19 protein-coding genes are annotated in these 18,134 nt (G+C 66.4%); 7 read left to right on the top strand and 12 right to left on the bottom strand.

The genetic code is table 11. From position 1 onward, the window contains the following. The first annotated feature begins 20 nt into the window (after positions 1-20). Positions 21-674 carry a hypothetical protein gene (locus KM176_RS11735; RefSeq protein WP_160894352.1) on the top strand — a complete coding sequence of 218 codons (654 nt, stop codon included), beginning with the start codon at positions 21-23 and terminating at the stop codon, positions 672-674. A 41-nt stretch (positions 675-715) separates the two neighbouring features. Continuing rightward, positions 716-1,195: a HugZ family pyridoxamine 5'-phosphate oxidase gene (locus KM176_RS11730; RefSeq protein ID WP_160894350.1), complete on the top strand. Its 480-nt coding sequence runs from the start codon at positions 716-718 to the stop codon at positions 1,193-1,195. A 49-nt stretch (positions 1,196-1,244) separates the two neighbouring features. Here the strand turns inward: KM176_RS11730 and KM176_RS11725 are convergent, their stop codons facing one another. Beyond that, a complete protein-coding gene (locus KM176_RS11725; RefSeq protein ID WP_160894348.1) occupies positions 1,245-2,819 on the bottom strand; it encodes a lysine--tRNA ligase in 1,575 nt (524 codons plus the stop codon). Positions 2,820-2,928: 109 nt separating this feature from the next. Here KM176_RS11725 and KM176_RS11720 point away from each other — a divergent pair, with 109 nt between their 5' ends. Next, positions 2,929-3,351 (top strand): tellurite resistance TerB family protein, encoded by a 423-nt coding sequence (locus KM176_RS11720; RefSeq protein ID WP_160894346.1) that lies wholly within the window; start codon positions 2,929-2,931, stop codon positions 3,349-3,351. A 170-nt stretch (positions 3,352-3,521) separates the two neighbouring features. Next, positions 3,522-3,650, top strand: coding sequence for a hypothetical protein (locus tag KM176_RS25175; RefSeq protein ID WP_268946149.1), 129 nt, complete (start codon positions 3,522-3,524; stop codon positions 3,648-3,650). 47 nt (positions 3,651-3,697) lie between these two features. Here the strand turns inward: KM176_RS25175 and dacB are convergent, their stop codons facing one another. The 4 genes from dacB to KM176_RS11700 all read right to left on the bottom strand — a co-directional run bounded on the left by dacB (position 3,698) and on the right by KM176_RS11700 (position 9,014). Then, positions 3,698-5,236, bottom strand: coding sequence for a D-alanyl-D-alanine carboxypeptidase/D-alanyl-D-alanine endopeptidase (gene dacB / locus KM176_RS11715; RefSeq protein WP_311136155.1), 1,539 nt, complete (start codon positions 5,234-5,236; stop codon positions 3,698-3,700). Between the two features lie 70 nt (positions 5,237-5,306). Continuing rightward, positions 5,307-5,936 carry a nicotinate-nucleotide adenylyltransferase gene (locus tag KM176_RS11710; protein WP_236045294.1) on the bottom strand — a complete coding sequence of 210 codons (630 nt, stop codon included), beginning with the start codon at positions 5,934-5,936 and terminating at the stop codon, positions 5,307-5,309. A 162-nt stretch (positions 5,937-6,098) separates the two neighbouring features. Beyond that, positions 6,099-7,427: an AI-2E family transporter gene (locus KM176_RS11705; RefSeq protein WP_236045293.1), complete on the bottom strand. Its 1,329-nt coding sequence runs from the start codon at positions 7,425-7,427 to the stop codon at positions 6,099-6,101. A gap of 192 nt (positions 7,428-7,619) precedes the next feature. Next, positions 7,620-9,014, bottom strand: coding sequence for a methyl-accepting chemotaxis protein (locus KM176_RS11700; protein ID WP_160894345.1), 1,395 nt, complete (start codon positions 9,012-9,014; stop codon positions 7,620-7,622). A 183-nt stretch (positions 9,015-9,197) separates the two neighbouring features. Between KM176_RS11700 and ettA the strand changes: the two genes are divergently transcribed. From ettA to KM176_RS11685, 3 genes are all read left to right on the top strand, one after another. After that, on the top strand, positions 9,198-10,853 hold the full coding sequence (gene ettA, locus KM176_RS11695; protein ID WP_160894343.1) for an energy-dependent translational throttle protein EttA: 1,656 nt from the start codon (positions 9,198-9,200) through the stop codon (positions 10,851-10,853). Between the two features lie 79 nt (positions 10,854-10,932). After that, positions 10,933-11,856 carry a GIY-YIG nuclease family protein gene (locus KM176_RS11690; RefSeq protein WP_160894341.1) on the top strand — a complete coding sequence of 308 codons (924 nt, stop codon included), beginning with the start codon at positions 10,933-10,935 and terminating at the stop codon, positions 11,854-11,856. A gap of 166 nt (positions 11,857-12,022) precedes the next feature. Further along, on the top strand, positions 12,023-12,229 hold the full coding sequence (locus KM176_RS11685) for a cold-shock protein (RefSeq protein WP_160894339.1): 207 nt from the start codon (positions 12,023-12,025) through the stop codon (positions 12,227-12,229). A gap of 90 nt (positions 12,230-12,319) precedes the next feature. On the opposite strand, the gene KM176_RS11680 is transcribed toward KM176_RS11685, so the two are convergent. The 7 genes from KM176_RS11680 to pcaD form a co-directional block, all read right to left on the bottom strand. Continuing rightward, positions 12,320-12,613 carry an ArsR/SmtB family transcription factor gene (locus KM176_RS11680; protein ID WP_160897230.1) on the bottom strand — a complete coding sequence of 98 codons (294 nt, stop codon included), beginning with the start codon at positions 12,611-12,613 and terminating at the stop codon, positions 12,320-12,322. Between the two features lie 126 nt (positions 12,614-12,739). Further along, positions 12,740-13,948, bottom strand: coding sequence for an MFS transporter (locus KM176_RS11675; protein ID WP_160897212.1), 1,209 nt, complete (start codon positions 13,946-13,948; stop codon positions 12,740-12,742). 71 nt (positions 13,949-14,019) lie between these two features. Then, positions 14,020-15,348: a lyase family protein gene (locus KM176_RS11670; RefSeq protein ID WP_160897213.1), complete on the bottom strand. Its 1,329-nt coding sequence runs from the start codon at positions 15,346-15,348 to the stop codon at positions 14,020-14,022. 106 nt (positions 15,349-15,454) lie between these two features. Continuing rightward, complete coding sequence (gene pcaG, locus KM176_RS11665; RefSeq protein ID WP_160897214.1) at positions 15,455-16,054, bottom strand: protocatechuate 3,4-dioxygenase subunit alpha; 600 nt, start codon at positions 16,052-16,054, stop codon at positions 15,455-15,457. A 1-nt stretch (position 16,055) separates the two neighbouring features. Beyond that, positions 16,056-16,784 carry a protocatechuate 3,4-dioxygenase subunit beta gene (gene pcaH / locus KM176_RS11660; protein WP_160897215.1) on the bottom strand — a complete coding sequence of 243 codons (729 nt, stop codon included), beginning with the start codon at positions 16,782-16,784 and terminating at the stop codon, positions 16,056-16,058. Further along, the gene (gene pcaC / locus KM176_RS11655; RefSeq protein WP_160897216.1) at positions 16,781-17,167 is read right to left on the bottom strand and encodes a 4-carboxymuconolactone decarboxylase; all 387 of its coding nucleotides are present in this window, start codon (positions 17,165-17,167) and stop codon (positions 16,781-16,783) included. Before pcaC ends, pcaH begins: the two co-directional genes overlap by 4 nt. Beyond that, on the bottom strand, positions 17,157-17,948 hold the full coding sequence (pcaD, locus tag KM176_RS11650) for a 3-oxoadipate enol-lactonase (protein WP_160897217.1): 792 nt from the start codon (positions 17,946-17,948) through the stop codon (positions 17,157-17,159). The genes pcaC and pcaD overlap by 11 nt, the downstream gene beginning before the upstream one ends. Positions 17,949-18,134: the final 186 nt, after the last annotated feature.

The raw sequence follows: 18,134 nt of genomic DNA, 5'->3' as shown, positions 1-18,134 counted from the left end.
TCATGGGGATCGGCAGGCGCTTGCGAACGGCACTGCTTCTGGCTGCCCTGGCCGGGATCGTGGCACCGGCACAGGGGGCTGCGGGGGCCTGGCCGCGCGGCAAGGGCAAGACCTTCAGCGCCGGCGCCATTCGCATCTTCGGGCTGGGCACGCCGGGGCGGCTGACCCAATCCTTCACCTATTTCCACGAATACGGGCTGAGCGATCGATGGACCCTGGGTGCCGATATCGGCGGCGCGATCTCGGGGCTGGACAAGATGGTGGTCTTCGTCAGTCATCCGCTGCTGACCTTTGGCCAGACAAGGACCGCAGCGGATCTGGGGGTGGGCTCGGTCTCGGGGCATCCGGTGGTGCGACCGGGCTTTTCCATCGGGCGCGGGCTGGAATACCCACCGGGTTGGGCGGTGATGGAAACAGCCGTGGAATATTTCCTGGATACGGGGGTTTACGACTGGAAGGTGGATTTCACCTTCGGCGTGGCGCCGGCAGATCATCCAAAGACCTACCTGCAGTTGCAGACCGGCAAGAGCCATCAGGACCCGGTCTTCGCGCGGCTGGCGGTCTCCATGGCGATCCCGCTGCGCAAGGATTTCCTGCTGGATCTGGGGGGCTCTGCGGCGCTCAGGAACAGCGATCCCTACCGGCTGAAGATCGGCTTCTGGAAGACCTTCTGAGGGGGCTTTCCCAGCCCCCGTCCCGGGCCTATCCTGCCGCCATGAACGATCCCTTCCGCCCTGCCGACGATGCCGCCCGGACCCTTTCCCGGGAGCTGCTTGCGAAGGCCCGTCACGGCGCCCTGGCGGTGCTGCGCGACGGCGCGCCCTTCGTCACCCGAATCGCCCTGACGACAGATCCAAGGGGGCTGCCGCTGACGCTGGTCTCAAGGCTGGCGGTGCATACCGCGCCGCTGCTGGAGGCCACGGAGGTGTCGCTGCTGCTGGGAGAGCCCGGCGCCCGGGGCGATCCGCTGACCCATCCGCGCCTGACCCTGCAGGCCCGCCCGGACCCTGTCCTGCGCGAGGATCCCGGCTTTGACGCGCTGGCGGCGCATTACGTGGCCCGGCGTCCGAAGGCCAAGCTTTACATCGGCTTCGGGGACTTTCTGCTGGTGCGGCTCCGGCCGCTCTCGGGGATGCTGAACGGCGGCTTCGGCAAGGCCTACCGGTTGACGCCGCAGGACCTCGGGCCCGCATAGCAAAGGGGCGCCCGAAGGCGCCCCCTGGATCCGGACGGACCGGCGTGGATCAGGCGAAGTCGCCGGCCAGGGCGCGGTCGATCAGATCGGCCGTTTCGGTCACGCCGTAAAGCGCGATGAAACCGCCGAAGCGCGGGCCCTGGGAGGCGCCCAGCAGCACTTCGTAAAGGCAGGAGAACCAGGCCTTCATCGGGTCGAACCGTTCGCGGCCCACGGTGTAGACCACCGATTGCAGGGCTTCATCGGTCATCTCGCCGTCATAGGCACGCAGGGCGTCGCGCAGGGCTTCCAGCGCCTCGCGCTCGGCCTCGGTGGGCGCGCGGAAGACTTTGCCCGGCTTCACGAAGTCGTTGTAGTAGCGCACCGCGTAGCCCGCTGCCGCGTCCAGGTCGGCATGGGTTTCGGGCGTGGCTTCCGGCGCGTAGCGGCGGATGAAGCCCCAGAGGGTTTCCTTGTCCTCGGCGCCCGCGACCGAAGCGAGGTTCAGCAGCATCGAATAGCTGACCACCATGGTCGAGACCGGCACCTTGCCGCCGTGGATGTGCCACACCGGGTTCGCCAGCTGCTGTTTGATGTCCTGCGCGTGGTAGGCGGTGAGCTGCTGATGATATTCGTCCATCGCCTTCGGGATGACGTCGAAATGCATCCGCTTGGCCGTCTTGGGCTTCTGGAACATGAAGTACGAAAGGCTCTCGGTCGAGGCATAGGTCAGCCATTCGTCGATCGACAGGCCGTTGCCCTTGGACTTGGAGATCTTCTCGCCGTTCTGATCCAGGAACAGTTCGTAGGTGAAGTGGTTCGGCTTCTTGCCGCCCAGGATCTCGCAGATGCGGTCGTAGATCGGCGTGTTGGTGGAGTGGTCCTTGCCGTACATCTCGAAATCGACGTCGAGCGCGGCCCAGCGGGCGCCGAAATCGGGCTTCCATTGCAGCTTCACGTTGCCGCCGGTGACGGGCAGGGTCCATTCGCGGCCCTCTTCGTCATCGAAGGTGATGGTGTAGTTTTCCGCATCCACCTTCTTCATCGGCACGTACAGCACGCGGCCGGTCTCGGGGTGAATCGGCAGGAAGATCGAATAGGTCGCGGCACGTTCGTCGCGCAGCGACTTCAGCATGACCTTCATCACGTCATCGTATTTCTCGACCGCGCGCTTCAGAACCGCGTCGAACTGGCCGGACTTGTAGAACTCGGTGGCCGAGTAGAACTCGTACTCGAACCCGAAGGTGTCGAGGAAGCGGCGCAGCATGGCGTTGTTGTGATGGCCGAAGCTTTCGAATTCCTCGAAGGGATCGGGCACGGCGGTCAGCGGCTTCTGGATGTTGGCGTACAGAAGCTCTTGGTTCGGAACGTTTTCCGGAACCTTGCGCATACCGTCCATGTCGTCCGAGAAGCAGATCAGACGGGTGGGGATGTCGCTGATCGCCTCGAAGGCAGAGCGGATCATCGTGGTGCGGGCCACTTCGCCGAAGGTGCCGATATGGGGCAGGCCGGAGGGGCCATAGCCCGTCTCGAACAGCACATAGCCCTTCTCGGGCGGAGCCTTCGCATACCGTTTGGCCAGGGCACGGGCCTCCTCGAAAGGCCAGGCCTTCGATTCAAGTGCTGCTGCGCGCAGTTCGGACATGATGGACTCCTTGGGTTGCACCCTTGCTCCGGGACCTGCGCTTCCTATTGTGCGTCCTGCCCAAGGTCAATAATCTGGCCCTTCAAGGCTGACTTCAGGGGGTCGAAACATGACCGAGATTTCCCATTCGCTGTCCGAGCAGGACTGCCTCGTTCTGGTGATGATCGCCGTGTCGGCCTCGGACGAGAACATGCGCACGGTCGAGTTGATCAAGATCGAGAGCCAGGTGAACACCCTGCCGATCTTCGCCGAATACGACGATGCGCGGATCAAGCAGATGGCCACCATCGTGTTCGAGCTGTTCTCGGAAGAGGACGGGCTGGATGCGCTCTTCGGGCTGATTCGCGACAACCTGTCGGAACGCCTGTTCGAGACCGCCTATGCGCTGGCCTGCGACGTGGCCGCCGCCGATGGCACCCTGCGCGAGGCCGAGCTGCGCCTGCTGGAAGAAATCCGCTACGAGCTGAACCTGGATCGCCTCCATGCCGCCGCGATCGAGCGCGGCGCGCGTGCCCGCCACATGCGCGCCTGAGGGCAAAACCGGATCACGACGGGGGATTACGGGCGCCCGGATCACGGGCGCCGGATCACGGGGCGCGTGCGCATTGTAACGCTTCGTGACCCGCCCCGGGGCGCCCGTCGCTTGATCGGCGGACCCGGGCGCCCATCTTCTGAAGCGTGAACAGCTTCAGAGGTCCCCCCATGCGCCGCGTCATCCTGTTCGGCGGTCTCGTGCTTCTCTGCCTCGTCCCGGTCTACGGAGCGATGACGGACCATTCCGGCGCCCTCGCCGGCGCCGTCTCGACCGAGCTGCCGGCGATGCGCTACTGAGCCGCCGACTCATCACCTCCCGCCCCGGGAACCGCGCCTGCGGATCCTCAGGGTTTGTACATCCCGCCCCAGCGTTCCATCAGGTTCTGCTGTAGGTAGCGTGCCCGGCCCAGCCATTGCGCGCCGCCCGGCGGGTGTTCCTTCTGGTTGCGCGTCAGCTCATCCCGCTTCGGCAGGTTGTTGGAGATGATCGCGAAGACCAGCTTGTGGCCGTTCGGCGCGGTCTCGTAGCCCGCCAGGGCACTGACGAAGTTCAGCGTGCCGGTCTTCGCCTCGACCTTGTAAGGGTGGTGCGGATCGACGGACTTGCCGCCCTTGCGCAGCGGGATGACCTTCAGCAGCGGATGCAGCTGCACCTGCGCGCTTTTCGAATTCAGCATCGTCGCCAGGTCGCGCACCGACACGCGCGAGGCATCGCCCAGCCCGGAATGATCGACCATGTCGACCTCTTTCATGCCAAAGCGCTGCCGCGCCCAGGCGCTGAGGTAGCGCGCCGAGACATCCAGCGTGGGCGGGATCTGTCCGGTCAGCTTGATCGTGGTCGAGACGCCGACGATCTCGGCGGTGACATTGGTCGAGTAGAACAGCATGTCCTTCAGGATCGCGTCCAGCGTCTGGCTTTCGTGCTGCGCGATCTGGTAGGCGTCACCCGGCAGCGCATCCAGCGCTTCGGGCGTGCCCAGGACGATCCCGTTGGAGCGCGCGAGCGTCGCAAAGACCTCGGCCGTGTAGGCGGCGGGACGGGTCACCGGCAGCCAGCGCGCGCCATCGTCGTTCAGCGCGCTGCGCAGCACCGTCCAGACATCCTTGCCGTCCCTGTCCTCCCAGGTGAAGACGCTTTCGGACTGGTCGACGATCTCCATCGTCGCGATCTCGACCCCCGGACGGTAGCGTCCGGCGGGGGCCTGCATGGAGATCTGGAACTTGCCGCCGACCTTCTTCCAATCGAAGTAGACGCGGTTGAAGTTCAGGTTCAGCCCCGAGATCCCCGGGTTGTAGCTGACGTGATAGGGCTGGCCGGGGTCGATGTTGCGGGTCTCGGGCAGGGCCTTGCCGTAGTACTGGAAGGCGCCTTCCACCGAATGGATGCCGACGGCGCGCAGCTGCGCGGCCAGTTCGCCCAGGTCCTGGGTATCCAGCACCGGATCGCCGCCCCCCGCCAGGATCAGGTCGCCCTTCAGCACGCCGTTGTCGATCAGCCCGGTGGTCAGCAGCCGGGTCTGGAACCGGTGATCGGCGCCCAGATGCTCCAGCGCGTACATGCTGGTCATGGTCTTGGCGACGCTGGCCGGGGCCATCGGGTGATCGCCGTGATAGCTTTCCAGCGTCTCTCCGGTGGTCAGGTTGTGCACGATGCAGGCGCTGTCGCCGGGCACGTTCACCGACTCCACCGCATGGGTCAGCCCGCTGCTGGTAACCTCCGAGGCGGTGGCGGCGGCGGGTTGCGCGCTTAGCCCGGAGGGGCGTTTCTTCGGGCGCAGGGCCTCGGGGATGCCGGCGGCATAGGCGGGCAGGGCGGATGCGGCCATGGCGCCGCCCAGCAGGCTGCGCAGGGCGGCGCGTCGGGTGAAGGCGGCGCTCGTCACGGGCGCACTCCTGTCTCGGGGGCACCGATGCGGTGCCGGGTCTCGGGTCTGCGGTTGGGGCGGGACGGTTTCAACCCTGCTGCCATTCGCCACGCTGACGCAGGAGGGTTGAGGAAATGGAAACCAGTGGCACATTCACGAAGCACCAGGCCGGTGCCGCGCTGCGCGCCAGAAGATGGCTCTGCACGGCGGGCAGGCGATGGTCCCGATAGATCCGGGCCGCCCGCGAGGTCCGCGCCCCAAGACGTTCTCCGGGGCGGGCCAGCACGCCCAGGGGAAAGGTCTCCATGATCCAGCGCCATTCCTGCCAGCGGTCGAATTGCACGAGGTTGTCTGCCCCCATGAGCCAGGTGAACCGCACGCCCGGGTAGAGTGGCCCCAGGGCGCGCAACGTTTCTGCGGTGTATCGTGTCCCGGTCCGTGCTTCCAGATCGGTGATCTTCACACGCGGGTGATCCAGCAGCCGGCGGGCGGCGTCCAGCCGGTCCTGCATCGGGGCGGGGCCCCGCGATTTCAGGGGGTTGCCGGGACTGACCAGCCACCAGACCTGATCAAGGTCGAAGGCGCGGAGTGCCGCAAGGGTAATGTGGACATGCCCGTGATGGGGCGGATCGAAAGAGCCGCCCAACAGGCCGATACTCTGGCCCGGCCGGGCCAGCGGGAACGTCCGGGTTCCGGTGCGCGTCGGGGGCGGGGCCAAGGGCGGGCTCCTTGCGTGGCGTGTCACGGGGCTGTCATCAGACTTGGCTTTGTGACGCAAGGCGCGGGAAAGTCAAATGGCTTCCTGCCGTTCCGGTATGCGGGCTCGGGCCCTGATGTCCGGTTGTGAGGGCTTCGGGCCCAGATCTTTTGCTGCGCGGGCTCAGGCCCGCGGCGGGGCTTTCATCGGCTGCAGGCCCGGGGTCGGGCCATGGCCGGCGGCTGCGCCGATGGGGGGATCGGTCTCGGCCGGCAGGATGACATGGGCGGGCGAGCGCAGCGCCTGGCGCTGGCGGGCGGCCTCGGCCCGGGCGCGGCGGCGGCGGCGGCGTTCCGCCCGGCTGAGCGTGGGGCCGTCATCGCCATCAAGGAACCGCGCCACCACCGAGAGTTCGGGAACATTGTCGCAGACCACCTTGATCATCACCAGGAAGGGCACGGCCAGCAGCGCCCCCGCGATGCCCCAGAGCCAGGCCCAGAAGATCACCGCCAGGAAGACCGCCGGGGTGTTCAGCTGCAGGTGCCGCCCCACCACCCAGGGGGTCAGGATCTGTCCCTCGAGGGAGGTCAGGATCATGTAGGTCAGCGGCACAAGCAGCGCCTGGCCGGTGCTGTCGAAGGTCACCAGCGCCAACGCGCCGGAGGCGGCGATCCCCACCACGGCGCCCAGATAGGGCAGGTAGTTCAGCGCGAAGGCGGCCACCCCCCAAAGCAGCGCATAGGGCATGTGCATGAGGTGCAGCGCCCCGCCGATGGCCAGCCCGAGGCCTGCGTTGATCACCGTGATCGCGGCCAGATAGCGCGAGATCTGCCGCTCCACGTCGCGGCTGATCCGCATGGCGCGCCGCTTGGAGGCGAAATCGGGGAAGGAATCGATGAACTTGTGCCGGAACATCCCGCCACTGGCGAGAAGGAACATCGCCAGCAGCAGGGCGACGATGACGGTCGAACCGGTGCCCGCGGCCGAGGCAGCGGCACTGCGCAGCAGCGAGGGGCCGTTCTGCACGATGACCCGGGTGTCGGTGGCATTGCCGTTGTTGCCCCCCGAGGCCATCTGCTTCAGCTCTTCGGTGGCGGCCTGCATCTTGTCGACGTTGCGCATGACGCTCCACAGCTTGATGCGCAGCTCGGTCTGGATCTTGGGGGTTTCCTCCAGCAGCACCTGGGCGGGCACGCGCAGCATGTACATGCCGTAGGCCGAGGCGCCGCCGATCGAGAAGATCAGCAGCATCGCCGCCAGGGCCTGCGGCACGCGCAGCCGTCCCAGGAAGCGCATGAAGGGGGCCAGGGTCAGGGCGATCAGCAGGCCCAGGACGATGGGCAGAACCACCACCTTGGCGAGGGAGATCGACCAGAAGCCGAACAGGATCGCCAGCGCCGACAGCGCCACGTAGATCCGCTGCAGGTACCGGTTGCGGGCCATGTCCCGCCGGGTGCGCGCCTCCTCGGGGCTATCCGGCTGGGCTGGCTGGCGGACGGTCTGGTCTGTCATCGTGCTGGCGCCTCTCCCTTTGCCGGGATCAACGTCCGGGGGCGGGCGCAGTTCCGTATCCGCCCCTGTCTCCCCTCCTCAGCTCTTGGCAGCCCGTGCCGGCCCGGGCGGCAGCCAGCCGGTCCTGCATCAGGGCAGGGCGACGCGGGGCAGGCGGGGCGGGGCAGGGTGAGGGCGCCCGATACGGGCCGCTCAGCCGGTGCGGCGCTCGCCGGCGGGATCGCGCCCATGCGCGCCGCCGCCCTCGACGCGGAACTGTCCGATCAGCCCGCTCAGCACATCCGACTGATCGCGCAGCCGGACCGCCTCTGCCGAGGTCTCCTCCGACATCGAGGCATTCTGCTGGGTGAAATCGCTGCTCTGGCTGATGGCGCTGCTGATCTGGGAAATGCTGCCCTCCTGCTCTTCGGCAGAGCTGCGGATCGCCCGCAGCAGGGCGTTGATCTCTCCGACCTTGTCGCGCGTCATCCCGAGCGCCTGGCTGGTCTCGTCCACCAGCTTGCCACCACGCGAAACATGCTTGGAGCTCTGCTCGATCAGGTCCCGGATGGTCTTGGCGGCCTCCGCCGAGCGATGCGCCAGCGAGCGGACCTCGGTCGCGACCACGGCGAAGCCGCGCCCGGCCTCGCCGGCGCGGGCGGCCTCCACGCCGGCGTTCAGGGCCAGCAGGTTGGTCTGCATGGCGATCGTGTCGATGACCGAGACGATATTGGCGATCTCCTTCGAACTGGTCAGGATCTCCTGCATGGCCGCCTGGGTCTGGGTCATGCCGTCGCTGGAGCGCGAGACCATGTCATGGGCCTCGGTCGCGGCGGCAGAGGCCTTGCGGGCGCCGTCGGCGGTGCTCTTCACCGTCTGGCTGACCCGGTCGAGCGAGGCATGGCTGGTGTCCATCGCCGCCGCCTGGCGTTCCGTCCGGGTCGAGAGCGCCTCCAGCGCCGAGGCGATGTGCTGGCTGCCCATCTGCACTTCGGCCGAACTGGTGGCAATGTCGCTCAGCGTGGCCTGAAGCGTCTCCATCGCCTCGTTGAAATCCTGCCTGGCGCGCTCGATCTTCTTCGGAGCCTCCTCGCCCACGCGATGGGTCAGGTCGCCGGCGGCCAGGTTGCGCATCGCGCGCCCCAGCACCTCCATCGCCTTGTGGTCGGCCTTGGCCTCCGCCTCGAAGAAATGGTGCATGGCGACGGCCACGTCGGCGAAGATTCCCATGCTGAGCTGGTTGAACAGCTGCTGCTGGCGGGCGGTCTTCATGTCCTTGGTTGCGGCGGCCAGCGCCGCCATCAGGCCGCCGGCATAATGGCCGTAGCCCTGAAGATAGGTCGGGAAATTGATCTTCTGGGCGATGTCGGCGGCGATCTCGGCCTGCTCGCGAAAATAGGCATCCGAGAAGTCGCCGGTCGAGATGCGGCGGAACTTGCGCAGCTCCTTCTGGTAGAGATCCTCGGACATGGAAGCCATGTCGGGCGCGACCACCCGGTAGGCCCGCACGAGGATCTGGCGCAGCTCTCCCTCGATCAGCGAACGGACCTGTTCGCCAAGCTGCTGCTCTTCCTTGTTCCACCTCTTGATCTCGGTCTCGATGGTCAAGCCTTCATCCCCCATGCGGTCCGGCCCGGCAGGCGGACCCGGCGCAGACGATGGGACGATTCGGTTAGGGGCCCGTAAACCGCCGCCGGGGCCGCAGATCCGCATCCGGGATTTTTCGCCGGGGGAATTGTGAAAGTGCCGCGCCCCGCGTATCTAGGCGCCCAAGCGATAACGGAGGATCTCATGGCCGCCTATCAGTACGTTTACCACATGTCCGGCGTCTCCAAGACCTATCCGGGTGGCAAGAAGTGCTTTGAAAATATCCACCTGAACTTCCTCCCCGGGGTGAAGATCGGGGTGGTCGGCGTCAACGGCGCCGGTAAATCGACCCTGCTGAAGATCATGGCGGGCTGGGACAAGGACTTCCAGGGCGAGGCCTGGCATGCGGAAGGCGCCAAGGTCGGCTACCTGCCGCAGGAGCCCGAGCTGGATCCGAACCTGGACGTGCGCGGCAACGTCATGCTGGGCGTGAAGGCGAAGAAGGACATCCTGGACCGCTACAACGAACTGGCGATGAACTACTCGGACGAGACCGCCGACGAGATGGCCCAGCTCCAGGACGAGATCGACAGCCAGAACCTGTGGGATCTGGACAGCCAGGTCGATGTCTCGATGGAGGCGCTACGCTGCCCCCCCGACGATGCCGACGTGACCCAGCTTTCGGGCGGTGAAAAGCGCCGCGTGGCGCTGTGCAAGCTGCTGCTCGAAGCGCCCGACATGCTGCTGCTCGACGAACCGACCAACCACCTCGATGCGGAAACCATCGCCTGGCTGCAGCAGCACCTGATCGACTACAAGGGCACGATCCTGTGCGTCACCCACGACCGCTACTTCCTGGATGACATCACCGGCTGGATCCTTGAGCTGGATCGCGGCCGCGGCATCCCCTACGAGGGCAACTATTCCAGCTGGCTGGAGCAGAAGGCCAAGCGGCTGGAGCAGGAAGCCCGCGAGGACAAGGCCAAGCAAAAGACCCTGTCGCGCGAACTGGAATGGATGCGCCAGGGCGCCAAGGCCCGTCAGGCCAAGTCCAAGGCCCGGATCAACGCCTACAACGAGATGGCGAACCAGTCCGAGCGCGAGAAGCTGGCGAATGCCCAGATCGTCATCCCGAACGGCCCGCGCCTTGGCAACAAGGTGATCGAGGTCGAAGGCCTGAAGAAGGCCATGGGCGACAAGCTTCTGGTCGAGGGGCTGAGCTTTGCGCTGCCGCCGGGCGGCATCGTGGGCGTCATCGGTCCGAACGGCGCGGGTAAGACCACGCTCTTCAAGATGCTGACCGGGCAGGAACAGCCCGACGAGGGTTCGGTCGAGTTCGGTGACACGGTGAAACTGTCCTATGTGGACCAGTCGCGCGACGATCTGGACCCCAACGCCAACGTCTGGGAAGCCATTGCCGACGGTCAGGACATCATCAAGCTGGGCGATGCCGAGGTGAACGCGCGGGCCTATTGCTCGGCCTTCAACTTCAAGGGCGGCGACCAGCAGAAGAAGGTCTCCCTGCTCTCGGGCGGTGAGCGCAACCGCGTCCACATGGCGCGCCTGCTGCGCTCGGGCGGCAACGTGCTGCTGCTCGACGAACCGACCAACGACCTCGACGTGGAAACGCTGCGGGCGCTGGAAGACGCGCTTGTCGATTTCGCCGGCTGCGCGGTGGTGATCTCGCACGACCGTTTCTTCCTTGACCGGATCTGCACCCACATCCTCGCCTTCGAGGGCGAGGCCCATGTGGAATGGTTCGAGGGCAACTTCGAGGATTATGAAGAGGACAAGAAGCGCCGGCTGGGCCCGGACGCGCTTGAGCCGAAGCGGATCAAGTACAAGAAGTTCGCACGCTGAATTGGAAAGGCGGCCTCCGGGCCGCCTTTTTCTTTGCCCGAAAGGGTGATTGTATTGGGCGTCTGAAAAGGATGCTCAAATGCCCAAAGGAAGATCCGTTCGTCTGTTTCTGGCCGAAGGCACCCCGACGGGCGTTGTGACGGCGGAAATCGTCAATTGGACCGGTCACGTCATTTCGGCGCCGCGTTCGAAGCTGGATGTGGCCATCGCCCTGCCCGAGCTGCAGCGGACCGGCGTGTACATGCTATTGGGCAATTCCCTGGATTCGGATCTGCCGTCGATCTATGTCGGCGAAAGCGACGATATTTCCCGGCGCCTGCGCGAGCACGAGAAGTCCGCAGACAAGATGTTCTGGGATCGCTTCGTTGCCGTGACGAACAAGGACATGAACCTGACCAAGGCCCATGTGCTTTTTCTGGAGGGCAAGCTGATCGCCGTCGCGAAGGCGGCGAAGAAGGCGCATGTCACCAATCAGCAAACGGCTGAATTCGATCGCCTGCCTCGGGCCGACATTTCGGACATGGAAGCCTTTCTGGAAGAGATACAGCTGGTTCTGCCGGTCATCGGGATCGACCTGTTGCGCAGGGCCGCTGCGCCTGTCGTGCTGAAGTCCGATCTGCATCGCCCCGATGACGAAGCGGCCAATGGCGCGGCGCCCACATTCCTGCTCAGGCATGAGAGGAAGGGCATCGATGCCAGGGCCATGGAACTGGACGGAGAGTTTGTCCTGCTGGCCGGAACTTTCGGTGACATGGCCGAGGCCATCTCTTTCGGAGAAAGGCTGAGGTCCCTTCGGGCGCAATTGCTGGAAAGCGGACGGGCAGAGCAAACCGGGGCAGGGTCATTCCGGCTTCTCGAGGATGTTGCGCTTTCCAGTCCGAGCGCCGCATCCGTCCTTCTATTCGGCACTTCGCGCAATGGCAGGGCTGATTGGATCCATAAGGAAAGCGGAATGACATATGGCGAGTGGAAGGCGGCACAGGTGGATCAGGCTGTGCCGTAGGGTTACAACCTCCCTCTTCCCCCGACTCACGAAACCTGCCATAAGGATTCCCGCGCGAGCGCGATCTATCGACCCCCTGTTCTCTACCGACGACAGTCTTCGATGTGACGACATGACGCCGAGCCGCCGCACTTCCGCGGGCGGTAAGTTAACAGGAGTACACGGAATGGCTACCGGCACCGTGAAATGGTTCAACACCACCAAGGGTTATGGCTTCATCGCACCCCAGGGTGGCAGCAAGGACGTCTTCGTCCACATCTCCGCCGTCGAGCGTTCGGGCCTGACCGGCCTGAAGGATGGCGCGAAGGTCACCTTCGACATCCAGCCCGGCCGCGATGGCCGTGAGAGCGCCGTCAACCTGGCTCTCGACTGATTTCGATCCGTCCTGCGGGACAGATCTGCCGACGAAAACGGCCGCCCCGGGGCGGCCGTTTGCATGTCGGGGAGGCGTCTGCAGAGCCGGTCATCCGGCCGGCTGCCCCTCGCAGAACAGCTTGTAGAGCAGGCCGATCACCTGCGAGACATTCTCGTCCTTCAGGCGGTAGTAGATCACCTTGCCGTCCCGGCGGTTGGTGACAAAGCCTTCCTCGCGCAGCCGCGCCAGCATCTGGCTGACCGCGGCCTGTCGCATGTCCAGAAGTCCCTCGAGCTCGCCGACCGAGCGTTCTCCGTTGCTCAGGTGGCACAGGATCATCAGCCGCCCCTGGTGTGACAGCGCCTTCAGGAAGGCAGCGGCCTGGGCGGCGTTTTCGGCCATGATCTCTGGCGGGACAGTGACGTCCTTCATCGTGAGGTCCGTTCCGGTTTAATATACGTATATGAACAAATATTTTAACACGCCTTGTTGCATGAGGCTAGAACTCATGCTGCACCAACCAGTTTCCTAATCCGGAAAGGCGAAATTCCGCGACCGGAGGGCAAAAATCACGATGCCGGGCAGCAGCAGCAGGGCGGCGGCGGCGAAGGGCGCTCCGGGCAGGTAGAGCGGCGCATCGGGGCCGGTGAAGCCGCGAAAGATGCCGGTCATCAGCACCGGGGTCACCACAAGCGACAGCGCCTGGAGCGCGGCAAGCACGCCCTGCAGCGCGCCCTGCCGGTCGGCGGGGGCGGTCCCGGCGGCGATCGCGGTCAGCGCCGGATGGGCAACCGCACCGATGGCGGTGACGGGGGACAGGATCAGCGCCGCGGGCCCGTTGCGCAGCACGCTCAGCAGCAGCAGGAAGCACAGATCGCTGGCCAGCCCCCACAGCACCGTCCGCCGCGCCCCCAGCAGCCGCAGCGCCGGGCGCACCAGCAGGGCCTGCACCAGCACGTAGCCGCCGCCGTAGAGCGCCAGCGACAGGCCGACCAGCCCGGTGTCCCAGCCAAAGCGCTCCATGCCGAAATAGGACCAGACCACGGTGTAGACTTGCAGGGAGATGAAGTAGAGCACGAAGACGATCATCAGCGGGCCCAGGCCCGGCAGATCCGAGAGGCTGCGCAGCGCGGTCAGCGGCGTGGCGGAGGCCCAGCGGAACGGGCGGCGGCGGGCGCGGGGCAGGGTCTCGGGGAGGAAGGCCCAGATCAGGGCGGCGTTCAGCCCGGCGATCCCGGCGGCGGCCCAGAAGGGTGCGCGCGGATCGATCTGGCCCAGCAGGCCGCCCAGAACCGGCCCCAGGATGAAGCCCAGCCCGTGGCTGGCGGCCAGCAGCCCGAAGGCGGCGGCGCGGTCGCCCTCGGCCGTCAGGTCCGAGATCGCGGCGGCGGCGGTCGCTGCCGTGGCCGAGGCGATGCCGCCGATGATCCGGGCGAGCAGCAGCAGCCAGATACTGTGCGCCAGTCCCAGGACGGCATAGTCCAGCACCAGGATCGCTTGGGACAGCACCAGCACCATGCGGCGTCCCCGGGCATCCGAGAGTGCGCCGATGGCGGGGCTGAACAGGAACTGCATGGCGGCGAAGGCGGCAACGATCACGCCGCCCCAGAGCGCGGCCTCCGACAGGGTGCTGCCCAGGACCGAGCGGATGAGATCGGGCATCACGGGAAAGATCAGCCCGATCCCCATCATGTCGATGGCGACGGTCAGCAGGATCAGCGGACGGGCAAGGGGCATGGAATGGCTCCGGGGGGCGCAGCTGGTGCGATGGCACCAGTGGGGCCGTCCCGGAGCCGGAGGTCAAGACCTCAGAGCGCGGCCACCGCAGCGGCGAAGCGGCGGGCGGTGGCGGGGGCATCGCCCATCTGCTCTTCGGGGGCGAAGAGGCCGGAAAGGTCCAGATCGGGCCATTTCTCGCGCGCCATCTCGCCCAGGGTGCGGCCAGAGGCCAGCACCTCAAGCGCCAGCGCCTTCACGGCATCCTGCGCCTCGGGGCGGGGCATGGAGCGCGCCAGGCGGAACGAGAGCGCCTCGGCATGCAGCAGCCCCTGGGAGCCGGAGAAGGCCTCGGCCATCTTTTCGCCCTGGGGTTTCAGGCCGGGAACCAGCGCATTGGCGGTGACCAGGGCGGCATGGGCCGAAAGGCAGAGCTGGGGCAGGGTCATCCATTCGGTGAACCAGGCGGCGCCGTCGCGCTCCTGCCGGGGCATGCCTGCGCCCTGCATGATGGCGTTCAGGCCGATGACCTGACGGGCCAGCGCCAGCAGCACCGAAGGCTGCACCGGGTTCTGCTTCTGCGGCATGGTCGAGGAGCCGCCCGAGGCGCCCAGACGGACCTCTCCGGCGCTGGACTGCGCCATCAGGATCAGGTCGTCGCCCATCTTGCCCAGGATCTGTGCCAGCCGCGTCAGCCAGCCGGCGATGCGCAGCACCGGGCCACGATCGGCGTGCCAGCTGCGGCCCGGATCGCCCAGACCCAGCCCCTCGGCCAGGGCGGCACGCAGGGCGTCGCGCTGTTCGCCGAACTCGGCCCCCGTCCCGGCAGCCCCCGAGAGCGACACCCAGAGCGAGGATTTGCGCAGGCCTTCAAGCTCTGCCAGCAGGTCGAAAAGCGGCCAGCCCCAGCCGGCGACATGGCTGCCGAAGCTGACGGGGGTGGCGAACTGGCCGTAGGTGCGCCCCGCCATCGGCAGATCGGCATGGGCTTCGGCCTGGGTGGCCAGAGCCTTCAGCAGGGTCTTCAGCCCGTCCTCGCACAGCAGCAGCAGCTGGCGCAGCCGCAGCATCTGGCCGGTGTCGGCGATATCCTGGGAGGTCGCGCCCCAGTGCACGAACTGGGCGTGCTCGGGCGCCTCCATGGCCTTGCGGAAGGCCGAGACGAGGCCCGGCACCGGCACGCCGTTCTTGGCGGCCCCGGCGTTCAGCCCGGAAGGGTCGATCGGCAACTCCAGCGAGGCGCGGTGGATGAATTTCGCGGACAGTTCGGGGATGATGCCGAGCGCGCCCTGGGCCTTGGCCAGCGCCCCCTCGACGATCACCATGGAGCGCACCTCGGCGCTGTCGGTGAAGAGGCGCCCGGCCTCGCCGCAATCGAAGAGTTTCGAGTAGATCGTGCTGTCGTGGACCGATCCCGCCATGTCGTCGCCTGCCTGTCTGTTCTGCGGAAAATGAAAGAAGACCGGGGCCAGCTGGCAGCCCCGGTCCGTCTGTATCAAAGCCTGTGCCGTGCGAACAGCACGGGGTTCAGATGTCGAGGAAGACCGTCTCGCCCGCGCCCTGAAGGCGGATGTCGAAGCGGTACTTGCCCTCGGCGGTCTTCTTGGCGATCAGCGTGTCGACGCGCGGACGCTGTTCGATGCGGGCCAGCAGCGGGTCGGCACTGTTGTCCTCGTCCTCGAAGTAGATCCGGGTCTGCAGGCCGATGTTGATGCCGCGCGCCACGACCCAGAGCGAGATGTGGGGCGCGCTGAAGACGCCGCCACGGCCCTTGACCTTGCCGGGTTTGACGGTGCGCAGGGTGAATTCCCCGGTCTCCGCATCGGCGGCAAAGCGGCAGTGGCCGGAAACCTTGGGGTCCGCGCCTTCGGTGCCCGGGTAGATCCCCGCGGCATCGGCCTGCCAGCTTTCGATCAGCGCGTCGCGCATCGCCCAGCCGGTGCCGTCGTAGACGGAGCCGACGATCTCGATGATCTCGCCTTCGGCGCCCTCGGTGATCGGGGTCTCGCCGATCTCGAAGTCGTAGTAGCCGGCGTTGCCCGCATAGGTCGGCATCAGGCCGATATGGACGTAGGGACCGGCGGTCTGGGACGCGGATTCCTGCAGGACGTTCAGTTTCTGGACCATGTTACATGCCCTCCAGCTTGTTCTCGAACATCGTCTGACGACGGCCGCGCAGCACGATGTCGAACTTGTAGGCGAGGTAGTCGAGCGGACGCGACATCGAGAAGTCGAGCGGCGCGACCAGACGGTCGAGCGAGGCACGGTCCTTGATGGTGGCGGCGATCGGGCAGTGGTTGATCAGCGGGTCGCCCTCGAAATACATCTGGGTGATCAGGCGCTGGCCGAAGCTGTGGCCGTAGACCGAGACGTGGATGTGCATCGGACGCCAGTCGTTGCCACGGTTGGGCCAGGGATAGGCACCGGGACGGATGGTCAGGAACTCGTAATAGCCGTTCTCATCCGTGATGGTGCGGCCGCAGCCGCCGAAGTTCGGATCGAGCGGCGCGAAGTAGGTGTCCTTCTTGTGCCGGTAGCGACCGCCTGCGTTGGCCTGCCAGATCTCGACCAGGGTGTTGCGCACCGGGCGGCCCATCTCGTCCAGCACGCGACCGTGCATCAGGATGCGTTCGCCGACGGCGGGGGCGGCGCCCTTGGTCCAGTTCAGGATCAGGTTGTTGTCCAGCGCACCCAGCTTGTTGTGGCCGAAGGTCGGGCCGGTCTCTTCCGAGGGGCCGCTTTCGAGCGACAGCAGGGGCAGGTTGGGCGAACGCGTGACGCTGGTCTTGTAACCGGGGTCATAGGCGTCGGGATGGATCGCGCGGTTGCGCGGGATCAGCGGGCCGAGGTCGGTCATTTGGGTTCCTCCTCCATTTCGGCATAGGTTGCCTTGGCAAGCTTCAGGGCATGGTTGGCCTTCGGCACGCCGGCGTAGATGGCGACGTGCTGGAAGGCTTCCAGAACGTCGGACTTGCTCGCACCGGTATTGGCGGTGGCGCGAATGTGCATCGGGATCTCCTCGAAGTTCCCGGTGGCAGCCAGCAGGGCCAGGGTGATCATCGAGCGTTCGCGCTTGCTGATCCCGTCGCTGGCCCAGACCGTGCCCCAGGCGCCCTCGGTGATGAGGGACTGGAAGGCGAGGTCGAAGTCGGTCTTGTTCTTTTCGGCGCGGTCGACGTGGGCGTCGCCCAGCACCGAGCGGCGGACCTTCATGCCGGTTTCGTAGCGATCAGTGGACATGGCCGGTTTCCTTGATGAAGTCTTTGAGAATGCGGGCGTATTCTTCGGGGTCCTCGACGCAGGGCAGGTGGCCGGCGCCGCGGATCATCTCGAATTTCGACCCCGGAACGAGGTCGATCGTTTCGCGCACCAGATCGGGCGGAGAGGAGCCGTCCTCGGTGCCGGCGATGCCCAGGACGGGCAGGCGCAGGCCGGAGGTCGGGGTGTAGAAATCGGTGCCGGCGATGGCGGCGCAGCAGCCGGTGTAGCCTTCGAGGTCCTGCCGCGAGAGCATGTTCTGCCAGGCTTCCAGCTCGGGCGTGGCGCGGAAACGCTTGCCGAACCAGCGCTCCATGGTGACCCCGGCGATGGAACCGACGCCGTTTTCGCGGCAGTTGGCGATGCGGGTGTTCCACATCTCGGCGGTGCCCATCTTGGCGGCAGAGTTGGAGATCACCAGCGCGCGCACCAGGTCGGGGCGCTTCACCGCAAGGCCCTGGCCGATCATGCCGCCGATGGAGAGGCCGACGAAGAGCGCGTCCTTCACCTGGAGATGGTCGAGCAGGGTTTCCACGTCGCGGATCAGCGTGCCCATGGAATAGGGCGCGGGCGTCGCCTGGGTCAGGCCGTGGCCGCGCTTGTCGTAGCGGATAATGCGCAGCCCGGCGGGCAGCAGCGGAACGAGCTTGTCCCAGAGCCGCAGGTCGGTGCCCAGCGAGTTGGCGAAGACGATGGGGGCGCCGTTCGGGTCGCCTTCGTCGGTGTAGTGGATCTTGAGAGCGGAAAGGTCTGCAATCTGCATCAGTCGGAAATTCCCATGGTCGTCTGGAGCATCGCCTGGCGGGCGATCCGGGGCTGCATCGGGCGCGGGGTCCGGGCCGGGGATGAACCGGAGGCAGTCCGGTCCGAGAGAGGGGACAGGGGTGTCACCGGGGCCCGGCGCCGCCCGCCGCACCGCAGGATAGGGCGCGGGGCGGGGCAGGAAAAC

It is taken from the genome of Pseudooceanicola endophyticus, assembly GCF_018760365.1.
GTDB lineage: Bacteria > Pseudomonadota > Alphaproteobacteria > Rhodobacterales > Rhodobacteraceae > Pseudooceanicola > Pseudooceanicola endophyticus.
Note: the sequence above shows the minus strand (reverse complement) of the source record. Positions and strands in the feature narration are given on the sequence as shown.

Excerpts from the sequence above, each read along its gene's own strand:
- KM176_RS11730 (WP_160894350.1), top strand. The coding sequence starts at position 716 with ATGAACGATCCCTTCCGCCCTGCCGACGATGCCGCCCGGACCCTTTCC.
- KM176_RS11725 (WP_160894348.1), bottom strand. The coding sequence starts at position 2,819 with ATGTCCGAACTGCGCGCAGCAGCACTTGAATCGAAGGCCTGGCCTTTC.
- KM176_RS11720 (WP_160894346.1), top strand. The coding sequence starts at position 2,929 with ATGACCGAGATTTCCCATTCGCTGTCCGAGCAGGACTGCCTCGTTCTG.
- KM176_RS25175 (WP_268946149.1), top strand. The coding sequence starts at position 3,522 with ATGCGCCGCGTCATCCTGTTCGGCGGTCTCGTGCTTCTCTGCCTCGTC.
- KM176_RS11705 (WP_236045293.1), bottom strand. The coding sequence starts at position 7,427 with ATGACAGACCAGACCGTCCGCCAGCCAGCCCAGCCGGATAGCCCCGAG.
- ettA (WP_160894343.1), top strand. The coding sequence starts at position 9,198 with ATGGCCGCCTATCAGTACGTTTACCACATGTCCGGCGTCTCCAAGACC.
- KM176_RS11690 (WP_160894341.1), top strand. The coding sequence starts at position 10,933 with ATGCCCAAAGGAAGATCCGTTCGTCTGTTTCTGGCCGAAGGCACCCCG.
- KM176_RS11685 (WP_160894339.1), top strand. The coding sequence starts at position 12,023 with ATGGCTACCGGCACCGTGAAATGGTTCAACACCACCAAGGGTTATGGC.
- KM176_RS11680 (WP_160897230.1), bottom strand. The coding sequence starts at position 12,613 with ATGGCCGAAAACGCCGCCCAGGCCGCTGCCTTCCTGAAGGCGCTGTCA.
- KM176_RS11675 (WP_160897212.1), bottom strand. The coding sequence starts at position 13,948 with ATGCCCCTTGCCCGTCCGCTGATCCTGCTGACCGTCGCCATCGACATG.
- KM176_RS11670 (WP_160897213.1), bottom strand. The coding sequence starts at position 15,348 with ATGGCGGGATCGGTCCACGACAGCACGATCTACTCGAAACTCTTCGAT.
- pcaG (WP_160897214.1), bottom strand. The coding sequence starts at position 16,054 with ATGGTCCAGAAACTGAACGTCCTGCAGGAATCCGCGTCCCAGACCGCC.
- pcaH (WP_160897215.1), bottom strand. The coding sequence starts at position 16,784 with ATGACCGACCTCGGCCCGCTGATCCCGCGCAACCGCGCGATCCATCCC.
- pcaC (WP_160897216.1), bottom strand. The coding sequence starts at position 17,167 with ATGTCCACTGATCGCTACGAAACCGGCATGAAGGTCCGCCGCTCGGTG.
- pcaD (WP_160897217.1), bottom strand. The coding sequence starts at position 17,948 with ATGCAGATTGCAGACCTTTCCGCTCTCAAGATCCACTACACCGACGAA.